The organism is Herbaspirillum autotrophicum (assembly GCF_001189915.1).
Classification (GTDB): domain Bacteria; phylum Pseudomonadota; class Gammaproteobacteria; order Burkholderiales; family Burkholderiaceae_D; genus Herbaspirillum; species Herbaspirillum autotrophicum.
Genome location: NZ_LFLS01000028.1, coordinates 34,383 through 52,713, shown reverse-complemented (window position 1 = coordinate 52,713; position 18,331 = coordinate 34,383). Strand labels below are relative to the sequence as shown.

At 58.1% G+C, this 18,331-nt stretch carries 18 protein-coding genes; 9 read left to right on the top strand and 9 right to left on the bottom strand.

Annotation, left to right across the window (positions count from 1 at the left end; translation table 11 throughout):
• Positions 1–120 precede the first annotated feature (120 nt).
• The 3 genes from AKL27_RS19570 (at position 121) to AKL27_RS19560 (ending at position 2,418) form a co-directional block, all read left to right on the top strand.
• On the top strand, positions 121–789 hold the full coding sequence (locus AKL27_RS19570; protein ID WP_050464548.1) for a DUF484 family protein: 669 nt from the start codon (positions 121–123) through the stop codon (positions 787–789).
• A gap of 22 nt (positions 790–811) precedes the next feature.
• Entirely contained in the window at positions 812–1,777 is a 966-nt protein-coding gene (locus AKL27_RS19565) for a tyrosine recombinase XerC (RefSeq protein WP_083439170.1), read from the top strand.
• A gap of 83 nt (positions 1,778–1,860) precedes the next feature.
• Positions 1,861–2,418 carry a Fur family transcriptional regulator gene (locus AKL27_RS19560; protein ID WP_050464546.1) on the top strand — a complete coding sequence of 186 codons (558 nt, stop codon included), beginning with the start codon at positions 1,861–1,863 and terminating at the stop codon, positions 2,416–2,418.
• 29 nt (positions 2,419–2,447) lie between these two features.
• On the opposite strand, the gene AKL27_RS19555 is transcribed toward AKL27_RS19560, so the two are convergent.
• Complete coding sequence (locus tag AKL27_RS19555) at positions 2,448–3,179, bottom strand: pyrimidine 5'-nucleotidase (RefSeq protein WP_050464545.1); 732 nt, start codon at positions 3,177–3,179, stop codon at positions 2,448–2,450.
• Positions 3,180–3,205: 26 nt separating this feature from the next.
• On the opposite strand from AKL27_RS19555, the gene AKL27_RS19550 reads away from it, so the two are divergent.
• On the top strand, positions 3,206–4,114 hold the full coding sequence (locus tag AKL27_RS19550; protein ID WP_232311039.1) for a TraB/GumN family protein: 909 nt from the start codon (positions 3,206–3,208) through the stop codon (positions 4,112–4,114).
• Between the two features lie 74 nt (positions 4,115–4,188).
• Here AKL27_RS19550 and argB read toward each other — a convergent pair whose 3' ends face one another.
• The 4 genes from argB to AKL27_RS19530 form a co-directional block, all read right to left on the bottom strand.
• The gene (gene argB, locus AKL27_RS19545; RefSeq protein ID WP_050464543.1) at positions 4,189–5,079 is read right to left on the bottom strand and encodes an acetylglutamate kinase; all 891 of its coding nucleotides are present in this window, start codon (positions 5,077–5,079) and stop codon (positions 4,189–4,191) included.
• 115 nt (positions 5,080–5,194) lie between these two features.
• Positions 5,195–5,956 carry a hypothetical protein gene (locus tag AKL27_RS19540; protein WP_050464542.1) on the bottom strand — a complete coding sequence of 254 codons (762 nt, stop codon included), beginning with the start codon at positions 5,954–5,956 and terminating at the stop codon, positions 5,195–5,197.
• A gap of 37 nt (positions 5,957–5,993) precedes the next feature.
• Complete coding sequence (locus AKL27_RS19535; RefSeq protein WP_050464541.1) at positions 5,994–6,773, bottom strand: type III pantothenate kinase; 780 nt, start codon at positions 6,771–6,773, stop codon at positions 5,994–5,996.
• The gene (locus AKL27_RS19530; RefSeq protein WP_232311038.1) at positions 6,773–7,594 is read right to left on the bottom strand and encodes a biotin--[acetyl-CoA-carboxylase] ligase; all 822 of its coding nucleotides are present in this window, start codon (positions 7,592–7,594) and stop codon (positions 6,773–6,775) included. The genes AKL27_RS19535 and AKL27_RS19530 overlap by 1 nt, the downstream gene beginning before the upstream one ends.
• Before the next feature lie 62 nt (positions 7,595–7,656).
• On the opposite strand from AKL27_RS19530, the gene AKL27_RS19525 reads away from it, so the two are divergent.
• The 4 genes from AKL27_RS19525 to AKL27_RS19510 all read left to right on the top strand — a co-directional run bounded on the left by AKL27_RS19525 (position 7,657) and on the right by AKL27_RS19510 (position 11,132).
• Entirely contained in the window at positions 7,657–8,817 is a 1,161-nt protein-coding gene (locus tag AKL27_RS19525; protein ID WP_050464539.1) for a VanZ family protein, read from the top strand.
• 30 nt (positions 8,818–8,847) lie between these two features.
• Positions 8,848–9,168, top strand: a complete 321-nt coding sequence (locus AKL27_RS19520; protein ID WP_050464538.1) for a (2Fe-2S) ferredoxin domain-containing protein — start codon at positions 8,848–8,850, stop codon at positions 9,166–9,168.
• Positions 9,169–9,185: 17 nt separating this feature from the next.
• Positions 9,186–9,830 (top strand): alpha/beta hydrolase, encoded by a 645-nt coding sequence (locus AKL27_RS19515; RefSeq protein WP_050464537.1) that lies wholly within the window; start codon positions 9,186–9,188, stop codon positions 9,828–9,830.
• Positions 9,831–9,983: 153 nt separating this feature from the next.
• Positions 9,984–11,132, top strand: coding sequence for a D-alanyl-D-alanine carboxypeptidase family protein (locus AKL27_RS19510; RefSeq protein WP_050464536.1), 1,149 nt, complete (start codon positions 9,984–9,986; stop codon positions 11,130–11,132).
• Between the two features lie 124 nt (positions 11,133–11,256).
• Here the strand turns inward: AKL27_RS19510 and ahpF are convergent, their stop codons facing one another.
• The 3 genes from ahpF to AKL27_RS19495 all read right to left on the bottom strand — a co-directional run bounded on the left by ahpF (position 11,257) and on the right by AKL27_RS19495 (position 15,835).
• Positions 11,257–12,858, bottom strand: a complete 1,602-nt coding sequence (gene ahpF / locus AKL27_RS19505) for an alkyl hydroperoxide reductase subunit F (RefSeq protein ID WP_050464535.1) — start codon at positions 12,856–12,858, stop codon at positions 11,257–11,259.
• Between the two features lie 164 nt (positions 12,859–13,022).
• Complete coding sequence (ahpC, locus tag AKL27_RS19500) at positions 13,023–13,586, bottom strand: alkyl hydroperoxide reductase subunit C (RefSeq protein ID WP_050464534.1); 564 nt, start codon at positions 13,584–13,586, stop codon at positions 13,023–13,025.
• A 383-nt stretch (positions 13,587–13,969) separates the two neighbouring features.
• Positions 13,970–15,835: a phosphoenolpyruvate carboxykinase (GTP) gene (locus AKL27_RS19495; RefSeq protein ID WP_050464533.1), complete on the bottom strand. Its 1,866-nt coding sequence runs from the start codon at positions 15,833–15,835 to the stop codon at positions 13,970–13,972.
• Between the two features lie 586 nt (positions 15,836–16,421).
• Here AKL27_RS19495 and AKL27_RS19490 point away from each other — a divergent pair.
• A complete protein-coding gene (locus AKL27_RS19490; RefSeq protein WP_050464532.1) occupies positions 16,422–17,408 on the top strand; it encodes a D-2-hydroxyacid dehydrogenase family protein in 987 nt (328 codons plus the stop codon).
• Here the strand turns inward: AKL27_RS19490 and AKL27_RS19485 are convergent.
• Positions 17,386–18,132: a hypothetical protein gene (locus tag AKL27_RS19485; RefSeq protein ID WP_050464531.1), complete on the bottom strand. Its 747-nt coding sequence runs from the start codon at positions 18,130–18,132 to the stop codon at positions 17,386–17,388. The two genes, AKL27_RS19490 and AKL27_RS19485, sit on opposite strands and share 23 nt — an antisense overlap.
• Between the last annotated feature and the right edge of the window lie 199 nt (positions 18,133–18,331).

Genomic DNA, 18,331 nt, shown 5'->3' with positions numbered 1-18,331 from the left:
CAGGCATCGCAGGTTGTCATATCACCCGATAGCGTAGATAATTCCCCCGGTGCTGCTTTCCCGCTTCACTTTGTACCCCGCCGCATATAGCGGTCGCCTTTAACAACCTCATCAAAGCAAATGACCGCTCATCTGGACTCTGATTCAATTGCCGACTACCTGCTCGACCATCCGCACTTTTTTGAAGAGCATGCGGAGTTGCTGTCGCGGATCAAACTGACCAGTCCGGTGCTTGGCCGCGCCATTTCCCTGCAAGAACGGCAAATGGAAATTCTGCGCGAAAAGATCAAGGTGCAGGAATTGCACATGGCCGACCTGCTGCGCATCGCACAGGAAAACGATGAGATCACCAACAAATTCCAGTCATGGACACGCTCTTTGCTGCTGACGCGCAATGTGGCCGACCTGCCACGTGCCCTGGTGGATAACCTGCACAGTACATTCAACGTCCCGCAAGTCACATTGCGCTTGTGGAATTTGCCTGAAGCACATGCCGGCAGCTGGTACACCGAAGCCGTTTCGGATGATGCCCATATCTTCGCCAATGGACTGACCGCCCCGTTTTGCGGTCCCAATAACGATTTTGAAGCGGTCGCATGGTTGCCCGATCCGTCTGCAGTGAAGTCGGTGGCAATCTTGCCATTGCGACTCGGCGCTGCCCCCGAGGCATATGGCTTGCTGGTGCTTGGCTCCTCGGATCCGAGCCGTTTCAGCGCCGATATGGGCACCGACTTTCTGACCCGCATCGGCGAAACTGCCAGTGCCGCCCTGTCCAGCCTGCTACACTGAAATACCTTCTTCTTTCCCCGGACTGCGCGTGACTGACAACGCCACCGTTCTGAAGCAATACCTGGACAGCTTGCAGTTGCGCAAGCTGTCGCCGCATACCATCAGCAGTTACGGCCGCGATCTCGACGAACTGGTCGCGCTGGCCAACGCCACCGCCGTTCCGCTGCAAGCCGTCAGCCATACCAACGTCCGCAAATTTGCTGCCCAGTTGCACGCCCGTGGTCTCAATGCCCGTTCGATTTCGCGCAAACTGTCGGCGTGGCGCGGCTTCTTCGATTGGTTATCGGAGCAGATCACCCTGCCCTCCAATCCGGTTGATGGTGTCAAAGCCCCGAAAAAATCCAAACCCTTACCAAAGGCGCTGGCCGCCGATGACGCCGTTCGCCTGGTATCGCAACCCAATCCGGTGAAAGATGCCGAGGCCCCGGCGCAATTGTGCAATCGCGCCATGTTTGAGCTGCTTTACTCCAGCGGCTTGCGCATCTCGGAACTGGTCGGGCTGGATGAACGTTACCGGCATGAAGCCAACTACAGCTCATTGGGCTGGATCGATTTCGACAGCGCCGAAGTCACGGTCACCGGTAAAGGCAACAAGATGCGCAGCGTGCCGGTCGGGGCGCCGGCGATGCAGGCACTCAAGCAATGGCTGACAGCACGCACCGGCATGATCGCCCGCATTGCCGGCGCCGATCATAATGCCCTGTTCTTATCTGAACGCGGCACCCGCATGACGCCACGCGTCGCGCAATTGCGACTCAAGGCCCACGGCCAGGCGCTGGGACTGGCCACCGATGTCCATCCCCACATGTTGCGCCATTCATTCGCCTCGCACGTGCTGCAAGGTTCCGGCGATTTGCGCGCGGTGCAGGAAATGCTCGGCCACGCGTCGATCACTGCCACCCAGGTCTACACTTCGCTCGATTTCCAGCGGCTGGCACAGGTCTACGATGCCGCCCACCCGCGCGCCAAAAAAGTCGAGCCCAGGTAGCCCGCTCAGCCGAGCCAGTCAAATTGGGGCATAATCGGTCTGGCACTTCTTCCACCGTAGATCAGCTTTCCGGCATCAGCACAATGAAACCCAAATCCGCAGCCCCCTCAGCCCACCACCACACGCACGATCCGCGCGAAGTGCATGCGTTGGCAGAGGTGCAATTGCGCGACGCCGCAGTACGCGTCACGCAGGCCCGCGTCAATGTGCTGGCAACGTTGATTGCGGCGCGCAGCGCGGTGTCGCATCAGGATATTCAGGATACCTTCGTCGATATGGACCGGGTCACCTTGTACCGTGCGCTCGATTGCCTGACCGAAGCCGGACTGGCGCACAAGATTGCCAGCGATGATCGCATCTTCCGCTACAGCGCCGGCACCGAACACAGTGAACACGGCACCCATGCGCATGCTCAACATCAACACGGACATTTCAAATGTACTCGCTGTGCGCGCGTATTTTGTCTGGATGGCAGCGGCGAAGCCGGGTTTCTGGAGAGCGTATTACCGGCCCTCGCCTCCAAACCGCAATCGGCAGCGACACAGTTGCAGACCGCGCTGCAAAAGACGTTGGGAAAAGGTTTTCAGAGCCACGAAGTGGAACTGACGATCAAAGGCTGGTGCGCCGACTGCGCCGATTAACACACCATCCGCAGCAATGCAGGTGTCCGTTATTTGCGTGCCTGCAAACGATGCAAATGCTTGGTCAACTGCCGTACCGAACGCAGCTTGACGTCGACATAAGAAGGATGGCTGCTCATCAGCCGCCGCACGCTCTGCGCCGGCACATGCGGATTTCCCGGCAGATATTGCGTCACCAATACGGTACGCATGCCGAGCTGTCTGGCTGACTTCAGATTGACCGCCGTATCTTCCACCAACACACAACGCCGCGCCGAAGTCCGTTCCCGCGCTACCAGCTTGCGCAGTAATTGCCGCGATGGCTTGGGGCGCAATTGCCGATGCACCCGCATCGACTCAATCGAAATATGCTTGGCAAAATGACGGTGCAAACCGATATGCCGCAACACTGCGCGCGCATAATTGAGCGGCGCATTGGTCAGCAGGATTTTCTTGCCCGGCAAGCGTTCCAGCAAATGCAACAACCCGCGCTCGGCGCGTATCATGGCCGGCAAATCGTCGAAATGATGGGCGTCGCGCAAAAACTCTTCGGGACGTACCTGATGGTGTTGCACCATGCCCAACAAAGTGGCACCGTACAATTTCCAGTAACGCTGGCGCAGTGCGTTGACCGAGTCGGCGTCGGCCGGCAAGCCGGCATCGCTGAGAACACGTGTCATGAAGACATTCATGTTGACATTGATCGCCGGAAAGATCGCGTGCGAGGCGTTGTGCAGGGTGTTGTCGAGATCGAACAACCAGAGCGGTGTAGTATTTGGCAACTTGAATGGAAGAAGGCAAAGAAAAAGTGCGACGTACGATTATAGTGTTATTCGGCTGGCTGCTCTGCGTTTATCAGCCAGCAGCCGGCGCCGCCGATCTGCTATCGCCTCCGGTCAAGAGCGGCGCGCTGTTCAGCATCCAGAATGCCGGCCACACGCTGTACCTGTTTGGCACCATCCATGTCGGCACGCCCGATTTTTATCCACTGGAAGCGCGTGCCATGCAGGCCATGGCACAAGCTCCGGTCATCGCCCTTGAGCTTGATCCCGGGCAAACCCAGGTCATGCAGGCCGCCGTGCAAAAGTACGGTTTGTATCCGCCGGGCCAGACCTTCAAAACCGCGCTGAGTCCGACGCAACAGCGGCCCTTGCTGGCGGCGCTGAAAAAATACAATCTGGCACCTGACAATCTGCTGCGCTTCAAGCCGTGGATGCTGGCAATGGCGCTGACGCTCAATGAGTTCATCGACAAAGGCTACCAGCCGGAGTTGGCCATCGACAGTTACATTGCCAACTACGCGCAACAACACGACAAACCCATCGTCGAACTGGAAGGCGCTGCGGCGCAAATGGCGCTGTTCGGCCAATTGAATGACAAGCAACAAATCAGCTTGTTGCAAGATACGATTCGCGAACTGTCGCATCCCGATACGGCGCAAAAAGTCGTCGAGCTGGCCGAGGTCTGGCGCACTGCCAATGTTGGTGAGCTGGAGAGCTTGCTGCGCGACATGCGCACCGACCATAGCGTGGCCGGAAAATTCGCGACCGATGTCTTGCTCGATCAGCGCAATCCCAAACTGGCTGACGGCATTGCCGGCCTGCTGCAGAAACAGGATCAGGCGTTCGCCGCCATCGGCATTCTGCACCTGGCCGGGCCGAACAGTGTTCCGGCCTTGCTGGAACAACGCGGCTATCGGGTACAGCGCATTTATTGACGGTGAGAATGTTGCAGGAGTGAATCAGACGCTGGGATGACAGCCCCGTGAGGCCGTCATCCCGCAACAGCGGATCAGTGCGAGCGGATCATGGTGCCGAACGCTTGCTCGGTCAGCACTTCCAGCAACAGCGAGTGTTCAATGCGACCGTCGATGATATGCACGGTATTGACGCCGGATTTGGCAGCATCCAGCGCCGACGAAATCTTTGGCAGCATGCCGCCGGAGATGGTGCCATCTTCAAACATCTCATCAATTTCGCGGGCCGACAGATCGGTCAGCAAATTACCCTTCTTGTCTTGCACGCCGGCGATGTTGGTCATCATGATCAATTTCTCGGCATGCAGGATTTCGGCAATCTTGCCGGCCACGACGTCGGCATTGATGTTGTAAGCCTGGCCATCATCACCAAAACCGATCGGCGAAATGATCGGGATGAATGCATCATCCTGCAATGCCTTGACCACCGCCGGATTGATCGCTTCGATCTCGCCCACAAAACCGATATCGAGGAATTCGCCCGGCTTTTCCTTGTCCGGCATGCGCATCTTGCGCGCACGGATCAGGCCGCCGTCCTTGCCGGTCAGGCCAACTGCCTGGCCGCCGTAATGATTGATCAGCATGACGATGTCTTGCTGCACTTCGCCGCCGAGCACCCACTCCACCACTTCCATGGTTTCTTCATCGGTAATCCGCATGCCTTGCACGAAGGTACCTTGCTTGCCGATCTTCTTGAGAGCGTTGTCGATTTGCGGACCGCCGCCGTGCACCACTACCGGATTCATGCCGACCAGCTTGAGCAAAATCACGTCGCGCGCAAAACCGTGCTTGAGACGGTCTTCGGTCATGGCATTCCCACCGTATTTGACGACGATGGTCTTGCCGTGAAATTTGCGGATGTATGGCAGTGCCTCGGCCAGAATCTCGGCTTTGATCTTGGGGGCGACTTCAGTCAGGTCGGTCATGGATAAATCCTGCACAAGGAGGTATTCGGAATGTCCGCGATTTTACATGGAAAGCGTCAACGGATTGTTGCGTTTTGACGGCAATAATGCCGATTTCAGTCATATCGGGCGCAGCTTAGCCGGCACATGCCCGCAACTCTTGATTGGGAAACTTCAGCTTGATCTTGTCGAGCGCAGATTGCGCGGCGGCATCCATGTCACGCAACTGGAAAATCAGTTTGGTCGAACTGACATTACGCGCCACGATACGCGCGCTGCGCACGCCTTTTGGTATCAGTTGGCCGATGTAAGCCTTGGCCGCTTCTTCGGTCTTGAAGATGCCGAGCGAAATGCCCCAGCGCAAGGCCGGATTGGCTGACGATTCCGGAATCACGTAAAAGTCTTGAATCCCGAGCCGGCGCAATTCGGCGGCCTTGCGGTCGGCACCATCCTTGCCGTCTTGCGACGGGATATACACCATGTGACTGGCGGCTTCCTGAATACTGCGCTGCACCGGCTTGACCTTGAGCGACAGACCGGTCAGTTGCGCCTCAAACCGTTTGGCCTCGGCGGCACTGAAATTGCCGACCTCGACGCAGGCCGTCACGATCGGCGCGGCCGGCGGCGCGGAAACCGGAGGCAGCACAGGCGCCGGTTCAGTCTTGGCAGCAGCGGTATCGACGGCATTTTCCGCCGGCGCGTCGGCCGTCGCCCGCACCGGCGTCACCAGCTTGGCGCTGTTGGGCGGCAAAATAGTCAGCGCCTGCGGCTGCACCTGCTGTGCCAGGCGTTGCGGCTCATGGCGTTCCGGCGCCGGCGCGCCGAGATAACCCCGCTGCATCGCGAACAATGCGCCATTGGCAATCAACAGCAGGCAAAAGAATATTTTCAGCATCATGAATTGGCAGCCGGCACCGGCAGCGGTATATCGATGGTCATGGCACCGCGCCTTCCGCACTGGCGACATGCAATCCGATCAGCACCAGATTATCGACCGTTTCGTGCGGCACCGCCAGATACGGTGCCAGTATCGCCCCGGCACCACCGGCCAATATACACAAGACATCACCGCTCAACTGGCGTTGCGCAGCAGCCGCACGCTCGATGGCCCCGGTCTGAGCCGCAATGCAGCCGGCAATGATGGCATCGACCGTGTTATCGGCAAACGGCGTCGTGATCGGCGCAATGGTTTTGATCTGCGGCAATTGCGCGGTATTCAATGCCAGCGACGTCGCCATCACCCCCAGCCCCGGCAAGATCATGCCGCCGCTGAAATGACCATCGGCGCTGACTGCATCGACCGTGGTCGCGGTACCGCAGGTCGCAACGATCAGCGCCCGCGCCGGAAACAAGGCATGGGCGCCGATGGCAGAGGCAAACCGATCACAGCCCAGTTGCGCCGGATTACGGTAGCCGTTGCGAATCCCCGCCAACGACGCTTGCGAGGCAAACCAGACAATCCCGATCTCGCTGCATGCGCTGCGCAGTATTTCCTGCAATGCCTCCGCCAGTACCTGGCCGGCGACATTGGAAATCAATGCCCGGGAAATGCCCAGGCCGCGCCAGGCGTCGGCCAGCGTGGCAATATCAGCGCGCTCCACCGACCCGCTGTGTTGCCAGTGCGAGGCCCCCGTCACTGCGGCATCCGTATTCGCCGCCGCATGCGGCAGCGCCCATTTGATACGGGTATTGCCGGCGTCGATCAGGAGCAGCATCAGACCGGCTCCCGCAAGCGTAATGACACATCACCGGCCACGACTGCCACCCGGCCTTGTGCCGTGGTCATCAGAAAGCGACCGATGTCATCGACGCCGACCGCGATACCTTCATGCTGGATACGGTCGCCGTCGAGAATCCGCACCTGCTCGCCACTGTAGGCATGCAAATTGTTCCAGCGTGCTGCAAACGGCGCGAAGCCTTGCTGATCGAACAAGGCCAGCATGTCGCTCAAGGCACTCAGGATGATGGCCAGGATCCGCTCCCGGCTCTGGTCCTGCAACTCGGGGATCGCGGCCGCCGAACGTCCGATCTCGGCTTCCAGGCCGGCCGGCATGTCCAGATTCAGGCCGATCCCGATCACCGCCCAGGTGGCCTGGGCGCCGGCGCTTTTGACGCTGGCCGTCTCGATCAGAATCCCGGCCAGTTTGGCACCATCGCGCAAGACATCGTTGGGCCATTTCAGATTGACCGTCACGCCAAAGACTTGCAACGCTTCCGCCAGTGCGATGCCGACTGCCAGCGGCAGGCCGACCAGGCCGTGCAGCGGACGCTCGAATTTCCAGGCCAGCGAAAAAGTCAGCGCCGATGCCGGCGTGGTATGCCAGCGCCGGCCGGCGCGGCCACGGCCTGCGGTCTGCGCCTGCGCCACCAACAATTGCGGGCGGCTCAAGGTCGCCACCGCCTGCATCAGATCGGCATTGGTGGAGCCGGTCGCGGCCACCACACTGATGGCGACCGCCTTGGCGTTCTGATTGCTCGAATCGGCGATCAGCGCGGCGATGCGCGACGCTGACGGGAGTGGGTTCAGGGATTCCATAACGCGCATTGTAACGGTTGTCGTCCATGCAAGCGACGACGAAATGGGTTACCCTCGCACGCATGGAAGCCCCGTCTCAAGATCCGGCCCCGACCGCCATCCCGCCTCTGCCGCCCAAACCCGCCGCTTCTTCATTTGCCCGGGTCAGCCTGCTGGTCTACACGCTGCTGATCGTGTACGCCAGCTGGTATCCGTTTTCCGGCTGGCGCGACATGGGACTGCAACCATTCGACTATCTCTCGGCGCGCTTGCCCTATTACTGGACCCTGTTCGATCTGTGGACCAACATCGTCGGCTACATACCGCTGGGCATGTTGCTGGTGTTCTCGCTGCATCCGTTGCTGAAGGCACGCTGGGCGATCCTGCCCGGCATTCTGGCAGGCGCACTGCTGTCGGCCTGCATGGAAGCGGTGCAAACCTATCTGCCGACCCGCGTGCCGTCCAATCTGGATCTCGCCACCAACATCCTCGGCACCGCCATCGGTGCCCTGCTCGGTGCCCTTACCAGCCGCTATTTTTTGCAAAACAGCCGCCTGCTGGCATTACGCCAGCGCTGGTTTTCACGCGAAGCCAGCCGTGGCCTGGTGGTAGTGGCCTTGTGGCCGCTGGCGCTGATCTATCCGCAAAACCATCTGTTCGGACTCGGTCATGTGATTCCGTTCCTGTCCGGGCTGCTGTCCGATCTGCTCGACACGCCGATCGATCTCGCCACCTGGTGGATCAACAGCGCCCAACTGAGCGCCGAACAATACTGGCTGGCTGAAATCATCATCACCGCTTGCGGCCTGACCGGCGCTACCTTGATGATGCTGTTGCTGCTGCGTCCGCAAGCGCCGAAAAATGCACTGGCGGCGCTCTATCTGATCAGCATCATTGCCGTCAAATCGCTGGCCTGCGCCTTGTTTTTTGCACCGGAAAACGCCTTTGCCTGGATCACCCCGGGCGCCGTCGGCGGCATCTTCATCGGCACCCTGATGCTGGCCGGCCTGGCCTTCGCACCGCCGCTGGCGCAACGCCGGATAGCGGCGCTGGCGCTGATCTTCAATCTGGTGCTGACCAATGCCGTGCCGCCCAATCCTTACTTTATTTCCACTTTGCAAACCTGGGTCCAGGGAAAATTTCTGAATTTCAACGGCGCGGCGCAATTCCTGTCCGTGCTGTGGCCCTTCCTGGCGCTCTGGTTTTTATATCATCCGGTACACCGCAAGGCCCGCGGTGTATGATTCCAGCTTGCTCACATCGAGAAACTTTCCATGTCCGACACCCCTTTTTACGAACATCACGTCTTTTTCTGCCTGAATCAACGCAAACCCGGTGAACGCACCTGCTGCGCCGACAAAGGTGCACAAGCAGCGCAAGAACATGCCAAAAAACGCATCAAGCAACTGGGTCTGGCCGGGGAAGGCAAAGTCCGCATCAACAAGGCCGGATGTCTGGAACGCTGCGAAGAAGGTCCGGTGGTAGTGATTTATCCGCAGGGCACCTGGTACACCTATGTCGACAATCAAGACATTGATGACATCATCGATACCCATATCGTCGGCGGCAAGATCGTCGACCGTCTCAAGATCTGAATCCTGAACCATCTGCAATGAACGCCCATACCCAATCCTTTTCGATCGCCGGTGCTGCCGGTGCGCTGGAATGCGCCCTCGATCTGCCTGACAGCGAACAGTTTGCCGCACCGCGCGGGCTGGCGCTGGTAGCCCATCCGCACCCGCTCTATGGCGGCACCATGGACAATAAAGTGACGCAAACGCTGGCGCGCAGTTTCCTCGCGCTCGGTTACGTCACGGTCCGCATGAATTTTCGCGGCGTCGGCCAATCGGCCGGCGAGCATGACCACGGCAACGGCGAGACCGATGACATGGCACTGCTGCTGAGCCACATGCAGAAGCAATATCCGGAATTGCCGGTGGCGCTGGCCGGTTTCTCGTTCGGCACCTTCGTGCAGTCGCAACTGCAACAGCGCCTGATCGCGCAGAATGCGCCGGCCGAACGGCTGGTACTGGTCGGTTCGGCGGCCGGCAAATGGGCCATGCCGCCGGTGCCGGCCAACACCATCCTGATTCACGGTGAAGTGGATGACACCATTCCGCTGAGCGCCGTGCTTGACTGGGCAAGGCCGCAAGACATTCCGGTCATCGTGATTCCCGGCGCCGATCACTTTTTTCACCGCAAGCTGCAACATATCAAAAACCTGGTGGTCGAAATGTGGCATCGCCGGGCCGGCTAGCCAGCCTGACGCTGCAGACCGACGTAGCAATCGCCGTGACATGTTGTCGTGGCGTTTATAATCGCGCATTGATGTATCTGATGTATCAATTCATCTCTTTCCAAACTACAGGCCCGTGTGCACTTCGGCGGGCCACCTAATCTACACCTGATGATGAAAAAACTACTCGCGGCAATCGCCGCAACCGTCTTTACTTTCTCGGCAGCAAGTGCCCAATCCCTGCCACCGCCCACTATTGCCGCCAAGTCCTGGCTGTTGCTGGATGCGTCGAGCAATCAGATCATGGCTTCGCAGGAAGCCGACATGCGTGTCGAACCGGCATCGCTGGTCAAGCTGATGACGGCTTACCTGGCATTTGCAGCCGTGCGCGACAAACGCCTCAATCTGGAACAGGAAGTCAGCGTTTCCGTGAATGCATGGAAAGTCGACCCAAGCAGCTCCAAGATGTTCATCGAACCGAACAAGCCGGTATCGATCAACAATCTGCTGTACGGTCTGATCTCGGTCTCCGGCAATGATGCTGCCGTCGCACTGGCCGAAGCCGTCTCCGGCACCACCGACGCATTCGTGGTGTCGATGAACCGCGAAGCCGAACGTCAAGGCCTCAAGGGTACCCACTTCAGCAACCCGCATGGCTTGCCAAGTCCTGACACTTACACCACCGCGCGCGATCTGGCCGTGTTGTGCCGTAACCTGATCAACGATTTCCCCGAGTTCTACAAAACCTATTATTCGGTCAAGAAATTCACTTACAACAACATCACCCAACCTAACCGCAATCGTTTGCTGTGGCTGGACCCGACCGTCGACGGCATGAAGACCGGTCACACCGACAGCGCCGGTTACTCGCTGATCACTTCGGCCAAACGTCCGGTTGCCAACGGCGAACGCCGTCTGATTTCGGTCATCGTCGGCACCACATCGGATCAGGTCCGTACACAAGAAAGCCAGAAGCTGCTGAACTGGGGCTTCCAGAACTTTGACGCCGTCAAGCTCTACAGCAAGGGCCAGGTAGTCGATACACCGGATGTCTGGAAGGGTTCGCAAGGCAAGATCAAGATCGGCTTCACCCGCGATATTTACGTGACCGTACCGAAAGGCACTGCCGAACGCATCAAGCCGCGTCTGGAACGCAACGATCCGCTGATCGCACCAATCACTGAAAATACCAAGGTCGGTACACTGAAGGTAATGATCGACGACAAGGCCGTGGTTGAATTGCCGCTGGTGGCACTGGAATCGGTTGGACCTGCCGGCATCTTTGGTCGCGCCTGGGATTCGCTGCGCTTGCTGTTCAAGTAATTGCTGGCATGATTGCGCTGCCGGCAGGACCGGCAGCAGCAACATGCGCAGCGCCCAAGAAAAAACCACCGTTTTTACACGGTGGTTTTTTTTATTGCCTTGCGCCTTGGCGAGACTTTACGATTTAAGCCGACACTGCTTCCGACTTGGCCACCGCTACCGGCGCTTCGTCCGGTGCCGACGAGCGGATCAAGTGATCAAACGCGCTCAGTGCTGCCTTCGCGCCTTCACCCACCGCGATCACGATCTGCTTGTACGGCACGGTGGTGACGTCACCGGCAGCAAACACACCGGGAATCGAAGTCTGACCACGTGCATCCACTTCGATTTCGCCATGCTTGCTCAATGCCACGGTGCCCTTGAGCCATTCGGTATTCGGCACCAGACCGATTTGCACAAACACGCCTTCGAGTTCGATATGTTTGATCTCGCCCGATTCGCGTTCCTTGTAGGTGATGCCGTTGACCTTCTTGCCGTCGCCGGTAATCTCGGTGGTTTGGGCCGAGGTAATCACCGTCACGTTCGGCAGGCTGCGCAGCTTGCGTTGCAACACCGCATCGGCACGCAATTCAGCACCGAATTCGATCAGGGTCACATGACTCACTACGCCAGCCAGATCGATGGCGGCTTCGACACCGGAGTTGCCGCCGCCAATTACCGCCACGCGCTTGCCCTTGAACAATGGGCCATCGCAGTGCGGGCAGTAAGCGACACCCTGATTACGGTATTCGCGCTCACCCGGCACGTTGATTTCGCGCCAGCGGGCACCGGTCGACAGGATCACGGTCTTGCCCTTGAGCACGCCGCCGTTGGCCAGTTTGACTTCGATCATGTTTTCGCCCGGCACCAATGCTTCGGCGCGCTGCACGTTCATGATGTCAACGTCATAGCTTCTGACGTGTTGCTCCAGTGCGGTCGCAAATTGCGGACCTTCGGTCGCCTGCACCGAGACAAAATTTTCAATCGCCAGCGTATCCAGTACCTGACCGCCGAAACGCTCGGCCACGACACCGGTGCGAATACCTTTGCGTGCAGCATAAATCGCTGCTGCCGCACCGGCAGGACCGCCGCCGACGATCAATACGTCATACGGTTCCCTGGCGCTCAGCTCTTCGCCCTTGCGCGCGGCGGCGCCGGTATCGAGGCGCGCCAGAATTTCTTCGACGCCGGTGCGTCCCTGACCGAACACTTCACCGTTCAGATATACGGTTGGCACCGCCATGATCTGGCGCTTTTCCACTTCATCCTGGAACAGGGCGCCATCGATGGTGACCGGGCGAATGCGTGGGTTGATGATCGACATTACATTCAGCGCCTGGACCACTTCGGGACAGTTCTGGCAAGTCAGCGAAATATAAGTTTCAAATGTATAGTCGCCGTCCAGATTGCGAATCTGTTCGATGACCTTGTCATCCAGCTTGACCGGATGACCGCCGACCTGCAGCAAGGCAAGTACCAGCGATGTAAATTCATGGCCCATCGGAATACCGGCGAACTGTACGCTGATATCGGTTCCGGGGCGGGTCAATGCAAAGGAAGGCTTGCGTGTCGCGGCATCGCTGCGCTCAGTCAGCGTAATGCGATCCGACAGGGTCACGATTTCTTCCAGCAATTCCTTCAACTCACGAGACTTGGCGCCATCATCCAGCGACGCGACGATCTCGATCGGTTGAGTGACCTTTTCCAAATAGGTTTTCAATTGGCTTTTGAGATTGGCATCCAACATGATGTTTCCGTTTCCTCTGATGTGAGATTTAATGTGTCCGGGCTCCGGCCACCGGCCTTGTGAGCCACAGGCTGTCATTCAGCCCGGACAATGCTGCGGTATTTCTTTACTGCCAGACCACCGTAAATCGTTGAGTGGACGCCATGTCCACTCCATTACCTGATTTAGATTTTTCCGACCAGATCCAGCGATGGCTTCAGTGTTTCTGCGCCTTCAGTCCACTTGGCAGGGCAAACTTCACCTGGGTGGGAAGCCACGTATTGAGCAGCTTTCACCTTGCGCAGCAATTCCGAAGCGTCGCGGCCGATACCGTTGTCGTGGATTTCCAGAATCTTGATCTGACCTTCTGGATTGATCACGAACGTACCGCGCAGTGCCAGGCCTTCTTCTTCGATCAGCACGTCGAAGTTGCGCGCCAGTGTTGCTGTCGGATCACCGACCAGTGGGTATTGCACTTTCTTGATGGCTTCCGAAGTGTCGTGCCATGCTTTGTGCGCGAAATGCGTGTCGGTCGAAACGCCGTAGATTTCAACGCCCAGTTTCTTGAATTCGGCGTAGTTGTTTGCCAGATCTTCCAGTTCAGTCGGGCAGACAAAAGTGAAGTCGGCTGGGTAGAACACGAAAACAGACCATTTGCCCTTCAGGGATGCTTCGGTGATGTCAACGAATTTGCCGTCGTGGTAAGCAGTCGCTTTGAATGGCTTGATTGTCGTATTGATAAGGGACATTGCTATTTCCTTTTGCTGGGTTGAAAGAAGATGTAGTGATAGTAAGGCTCGGGTAGAAATAGATCAAATTTATTTATTTAATACTTTTGATTGCTTTTGACTATCGGCAACTGAGTGGCAGGCAGCGCCGCCACTTGCAGAAAATGCAAGTCCGGGCACGTTTCCGCCGCAATCGCTGATATGCAGGCTACCCGCGAATCAGAAAACCAATCGCGGGATTTCGTTCCCGTCGCCATCTTACTTCAGGGTGATATTTTTTGTTTTTACAAAACGATGACAGCCACATGGCATTGCCCAAAAGAAAACGGCCATCGTGACGATGACCGTTCGGGAAGACCGGCGGCGGTACATTACCGCTGCCGGATTCAATGCTGCTGTTCAGTTCAGGCCAGTTGCTTTTCGAGCTTGGCCTTGACCGCTTCCAGTTCTTTCGGCAAGTGATGCTTGAGCTTGTCGAACAGTTCGGTATGCAAGACCACTTCCTGCGCCCACGCTGCCTTGTCGATGGAAGTAATGGTATCGAACTGGGCGCGCGAGAACTCCAGACCGTCCCATTGCAGATCTTCAAAGCGCGGCGACACGCCGAAAATGTGCTCGACGCCACCGACGCGAATGCCTTGCGGATCTTCAATCCGTTCCAGCATCCACTTCAGCACCCGCATGTTGTCGCCAAAACCGGGCCAGACAAACTTGCCGTCAGCATCGGTACGGAACCAGTTGACGCAATAGATCTTCGGCAGTTCGGCGGGCGACGCGGCAATTTTCTTGCCGATATTCAACCAGTGCTGGAAGTAATCGCTCATGTTGTAACCGGCGAACGGCAACATCGCAAACGGATCACGGCGCACCACGCCTTGCTGGCCGACAGCGGCGGCGGTGGTTTCCGAACCCATGGTGGCGGCCATATAGACGCCTTCCACCCAGTTGCGCGCTTCAGTTACCAAGGGCACGGTGGTGGAACGACGACCGCCGAAAATGAAGGCCGAAATCGGCACGCCGGCCGGATCGTCCCAGGCGCTGTCGATCACCGGATTTTGCGTGGCGGCAACGGTAAAGCGTGCATTCGGATGCGCTGCCTTGCGGCCGCTTTCCTTGGCAATCGCCGGCGTCCAGTCCTTGCCCTGCCAGTCGATCAGATGCGCCGGAGCTTCCTTGGTCATGCCTTCCCACCAGACATCGCCATCGTCGGTCAGCGCGACGTTGGTGAAAATGGTGTTGGCGCGCAGCGAAGCCATGCAGTTGAAATTGGTCTTTTCATTGGTGCCCGGGGCGACGCCGAAATAACCGGCTTCCGGGTTGATCGCATACAGACGACCATCTTCACCCGGTTTGATCCAGGCAATGTCATCGCCGATGGTGGTGACTTTCCAGCCGCCCATGGTGGCTGGTGGAATCAGCATGGCAAAGTTGGTCTTGCCGCAAGCCGACGGGAATGCCGCTGCGACATAGTGTTTTTTGCCGGCCGGCGATTCCACGCCGAGAATCAGCATGTGTTCTGCCAGCCAGCCTTCATCGCGGCCCATGGTCGAAGCGATGCGCAAGGCAAAGCACTTCTTGCCGAGCAGCGCATTGCCGCCGTAACCGGAACCGAACGACCAGATTTCGCGGGTTTCAGGATAGTGCACGATGTACTTGGTGCTGTTGCATGGCCATGCCACGTCTTTTTGTCCGGCTGCCAGCGGCGCGCCGACCGAATGCACGCACGGCACGAATTCGCCGTCAGTACCGAGCACGTCGTACACCGCTTTGCCCATGCGGGTCATGATGCGCATGTTGACCGCCACGTATGGCGAGTCGGACAGCTCGACACCGATATGGGCAATCGGCGAACCCAGCGGGCCCATCGAAAATGGCACCACATACAAGGTGCGGCCGCGCATGCAGCCATCGAACAGACCGTGCAGGGTCTTGCGCATTTCTGCCGGGTCGGTCCAGTTATTGGTCGGGCCGGCATCCAGCTTGTCTTGCGAACAGATAAAGGTACGATCTTCAACGCGTGCCACGTCCGACGGATCGGAGCATGCCAGGTAGCTGTTCGGACGCTTTTCCTGATTCAGTTTCTTCATGGTTCCTGCGGCCACCATTTCGGCGCACAGACGATCATATTCTTCTTGCGAACCATCGCACCAGTAGATGCGATCAGGTTTGGTCAATGCCGCGATCTCGGCGACCCAGTTGATCAGTTTCTGATGTTTGACGAAAGCCGGTGCATTCACTGCCGCGACGCCGCCCATGACGGGTTGATTCATAAACTTAACCTCCAAAGACCAAAATAACTGTATGCATGACCTGACCCGCGCGGCAGCATCGGACTGATGAATCCCGAAGTCGTCAATACCGCCGTCACATGTGCTCATGCGCGGCGCCGCTATGCTGCCGCACTCGTGGTTCGCGCATATGGCGCCATCTCATGATGCGCGCCGGACTGGTTCATGTGTCAAATGACTGGTTATCCGAGAGCAGGTTTTACCTGACGCTGCACGGTTTGCAAGCAGCTCGCGGGGACCACCAATCGTTAAATTTCAAACAACATTCAAAGCCAAAAGCAGGCGGCGATTGTACACCCGGAAGCGGCCTCCGGCACCAAATCTGTAGTGAAAAGTAGTTGAGTAATGTAGTAGGAAATTTACGATTTCCGTCTTTATGTTTTTTTGTTACGACATGCTGCATCGCAACGTGGCTCTGTCTTTGCGGCAATTGTCGGTTTACGCCCCGGAGAAAAAATCAGGCATCAACTTCTGGCGCCACCTGTTCCGCAACAGCGTCGTCTTGCGTTGCCAGCACACATTCATCTCAAACGTTTTATCATGCTCTCATTCCAGCATAGGAGACCCCATGAAAATTGCCATACTCGATGATTATCAAGACAGTGTTCGCCAACTCGATTGCTTCCAATTACTGGCCGGACATGAGGTCAAGGTATTCACCAATACCGCCCGTGGCGCTGGTCAGATGGCGGCGCGTCTGGCGTCCTTTGAGGCACTGGTGCTGATCCGCGAGCGCAGCAGTTTCAACAAGGTCCTGCTGGAAAAATTGCCGGCCTTGAAATTGATTTCTCAAACCGGCAAGGTCAGCGGTCACATTGACGTGGCCGCCGCCACCGCCAGCCAGATCGCGATTGCCGAGGGAGTCGGCGATCCGACTGCACCGGCCGAGCTGACGTGGGCACTGATCATGGCGGCCACGCGCCGCATTCCCCAATATGCAGCGAATCTGAAAGCCGGCGCCTGGCAACAGGCAGCCGCAACGCCGCAACACAATCGCATTGGCACCGCACTCAAGGGGCGGATGCTGGGCATCTGGGGCTATGGCAAGATCGGCCGCATGGTCGCCGGCTATGGCAAGGCATTCGGCATGCAGATCCTGGTCTGGGGCCGTCCGGCCAGCCTGGAACAGGCGCGCCAGGATGGACATCTGGTCGCCGCTGACAAGTTATCCTTTTTTGCCCAGGCCGATGTGCTTTCCCTGCATTTGCGCCTGAATGACGCCACGCGCGGCATCGTCACCGCCGACGATCTGGCCGCCATGAAGAGCACCGCTTGTTTCATCAATACCAGCCGTGCTGAACTGGTCGCTGAAAACGCTTTGCAACAGGCATTGCAACAAGGGCGACCGGGTTGGGCCGGGATTGACGTGTTTGAACAAGAGCCGCTGCCCCCGGATGCGCCTTTGCTGCGCATGGAAAACGTGGTGGCGACGCCGCATCTCGGCTATGTCGAACAGGATGGCTATGAATTGTATTTCCGCGCCGCGTTTCAGAACATCGTCGATTTCGCCAACGGCACGCCGCGCAATATCCTCAATCCTGAGGCGTTGACCTGATCCGTTTGAAAACCGGCGGCGCATACACCGCATGTGAAATTTTCCACAGGTGCATCCAGCCCGGCGGCCAAGGCAACGGCGGCCCGGCATATTCCGGTACGCCGCGCCGGACTGCGATCACTGGCAAATGCTCGGGCATCGGCCCGGCCCGGTCCCAGCCCAGACTGAAGGCATAGTCCGGCAGCAGTGCATCGCAGACGCTGGCAAACCACTGCGTGTGGTCTTCATCGGTCCCCAACGCTTGCGCCAGTCCTTGCGGGTCGAACTGCGCCAAAGCGCTGGCCAGATCGGTGGCGCCGGCGCCGGGATTATCGCCCCAGCCAAACACCGGATTGAAATTGTAATCCGCGCCCGAGCCATACCAGCCTTCGCGCCACGGCCGCTCGATCCACTGCCGCGGACCGGCAAACAAATGCCAGCGCCAGTGCAAACCCGACGGTTTCGGCCAACTGTATAAATACAAACGCTGATAGCCGGCCTTGTGCAATTCGCGCAGCATCGCCATCAGGCGCGCATGCGGCATGCGATCCGGCGGCGCGCGCCGGAACATGATCGGGGTGCCGTCGGCATGCTGCACCTCATCCGACGACAAATTCAAATCCAGCGTTCGCACCTCACTGCCGAAACGCGCAGCAATCCAGCCCGTCAGCAAGTTGACGCTGACGATGACGCCATAGCCGCGATGACGGTGAAAGATGACGGTGCCGGGAGCGAGCGGTTTCATGATGCGGCCATTATAAAGAACCCGGAGAAAATTGCTGCACTGCGCGAAAGATCGGTGAGCGGCATGTCAGTTGGACAAGAACCGATGCCAATCCGCCATTTTTTCCATTGTCATTTGCGCCAAACATGGCATGCAAATTGCCTGTCTTTCATGGCATCTCGCGCAAGTACAGATAATCAAAAAAACGACGACGTGCCAA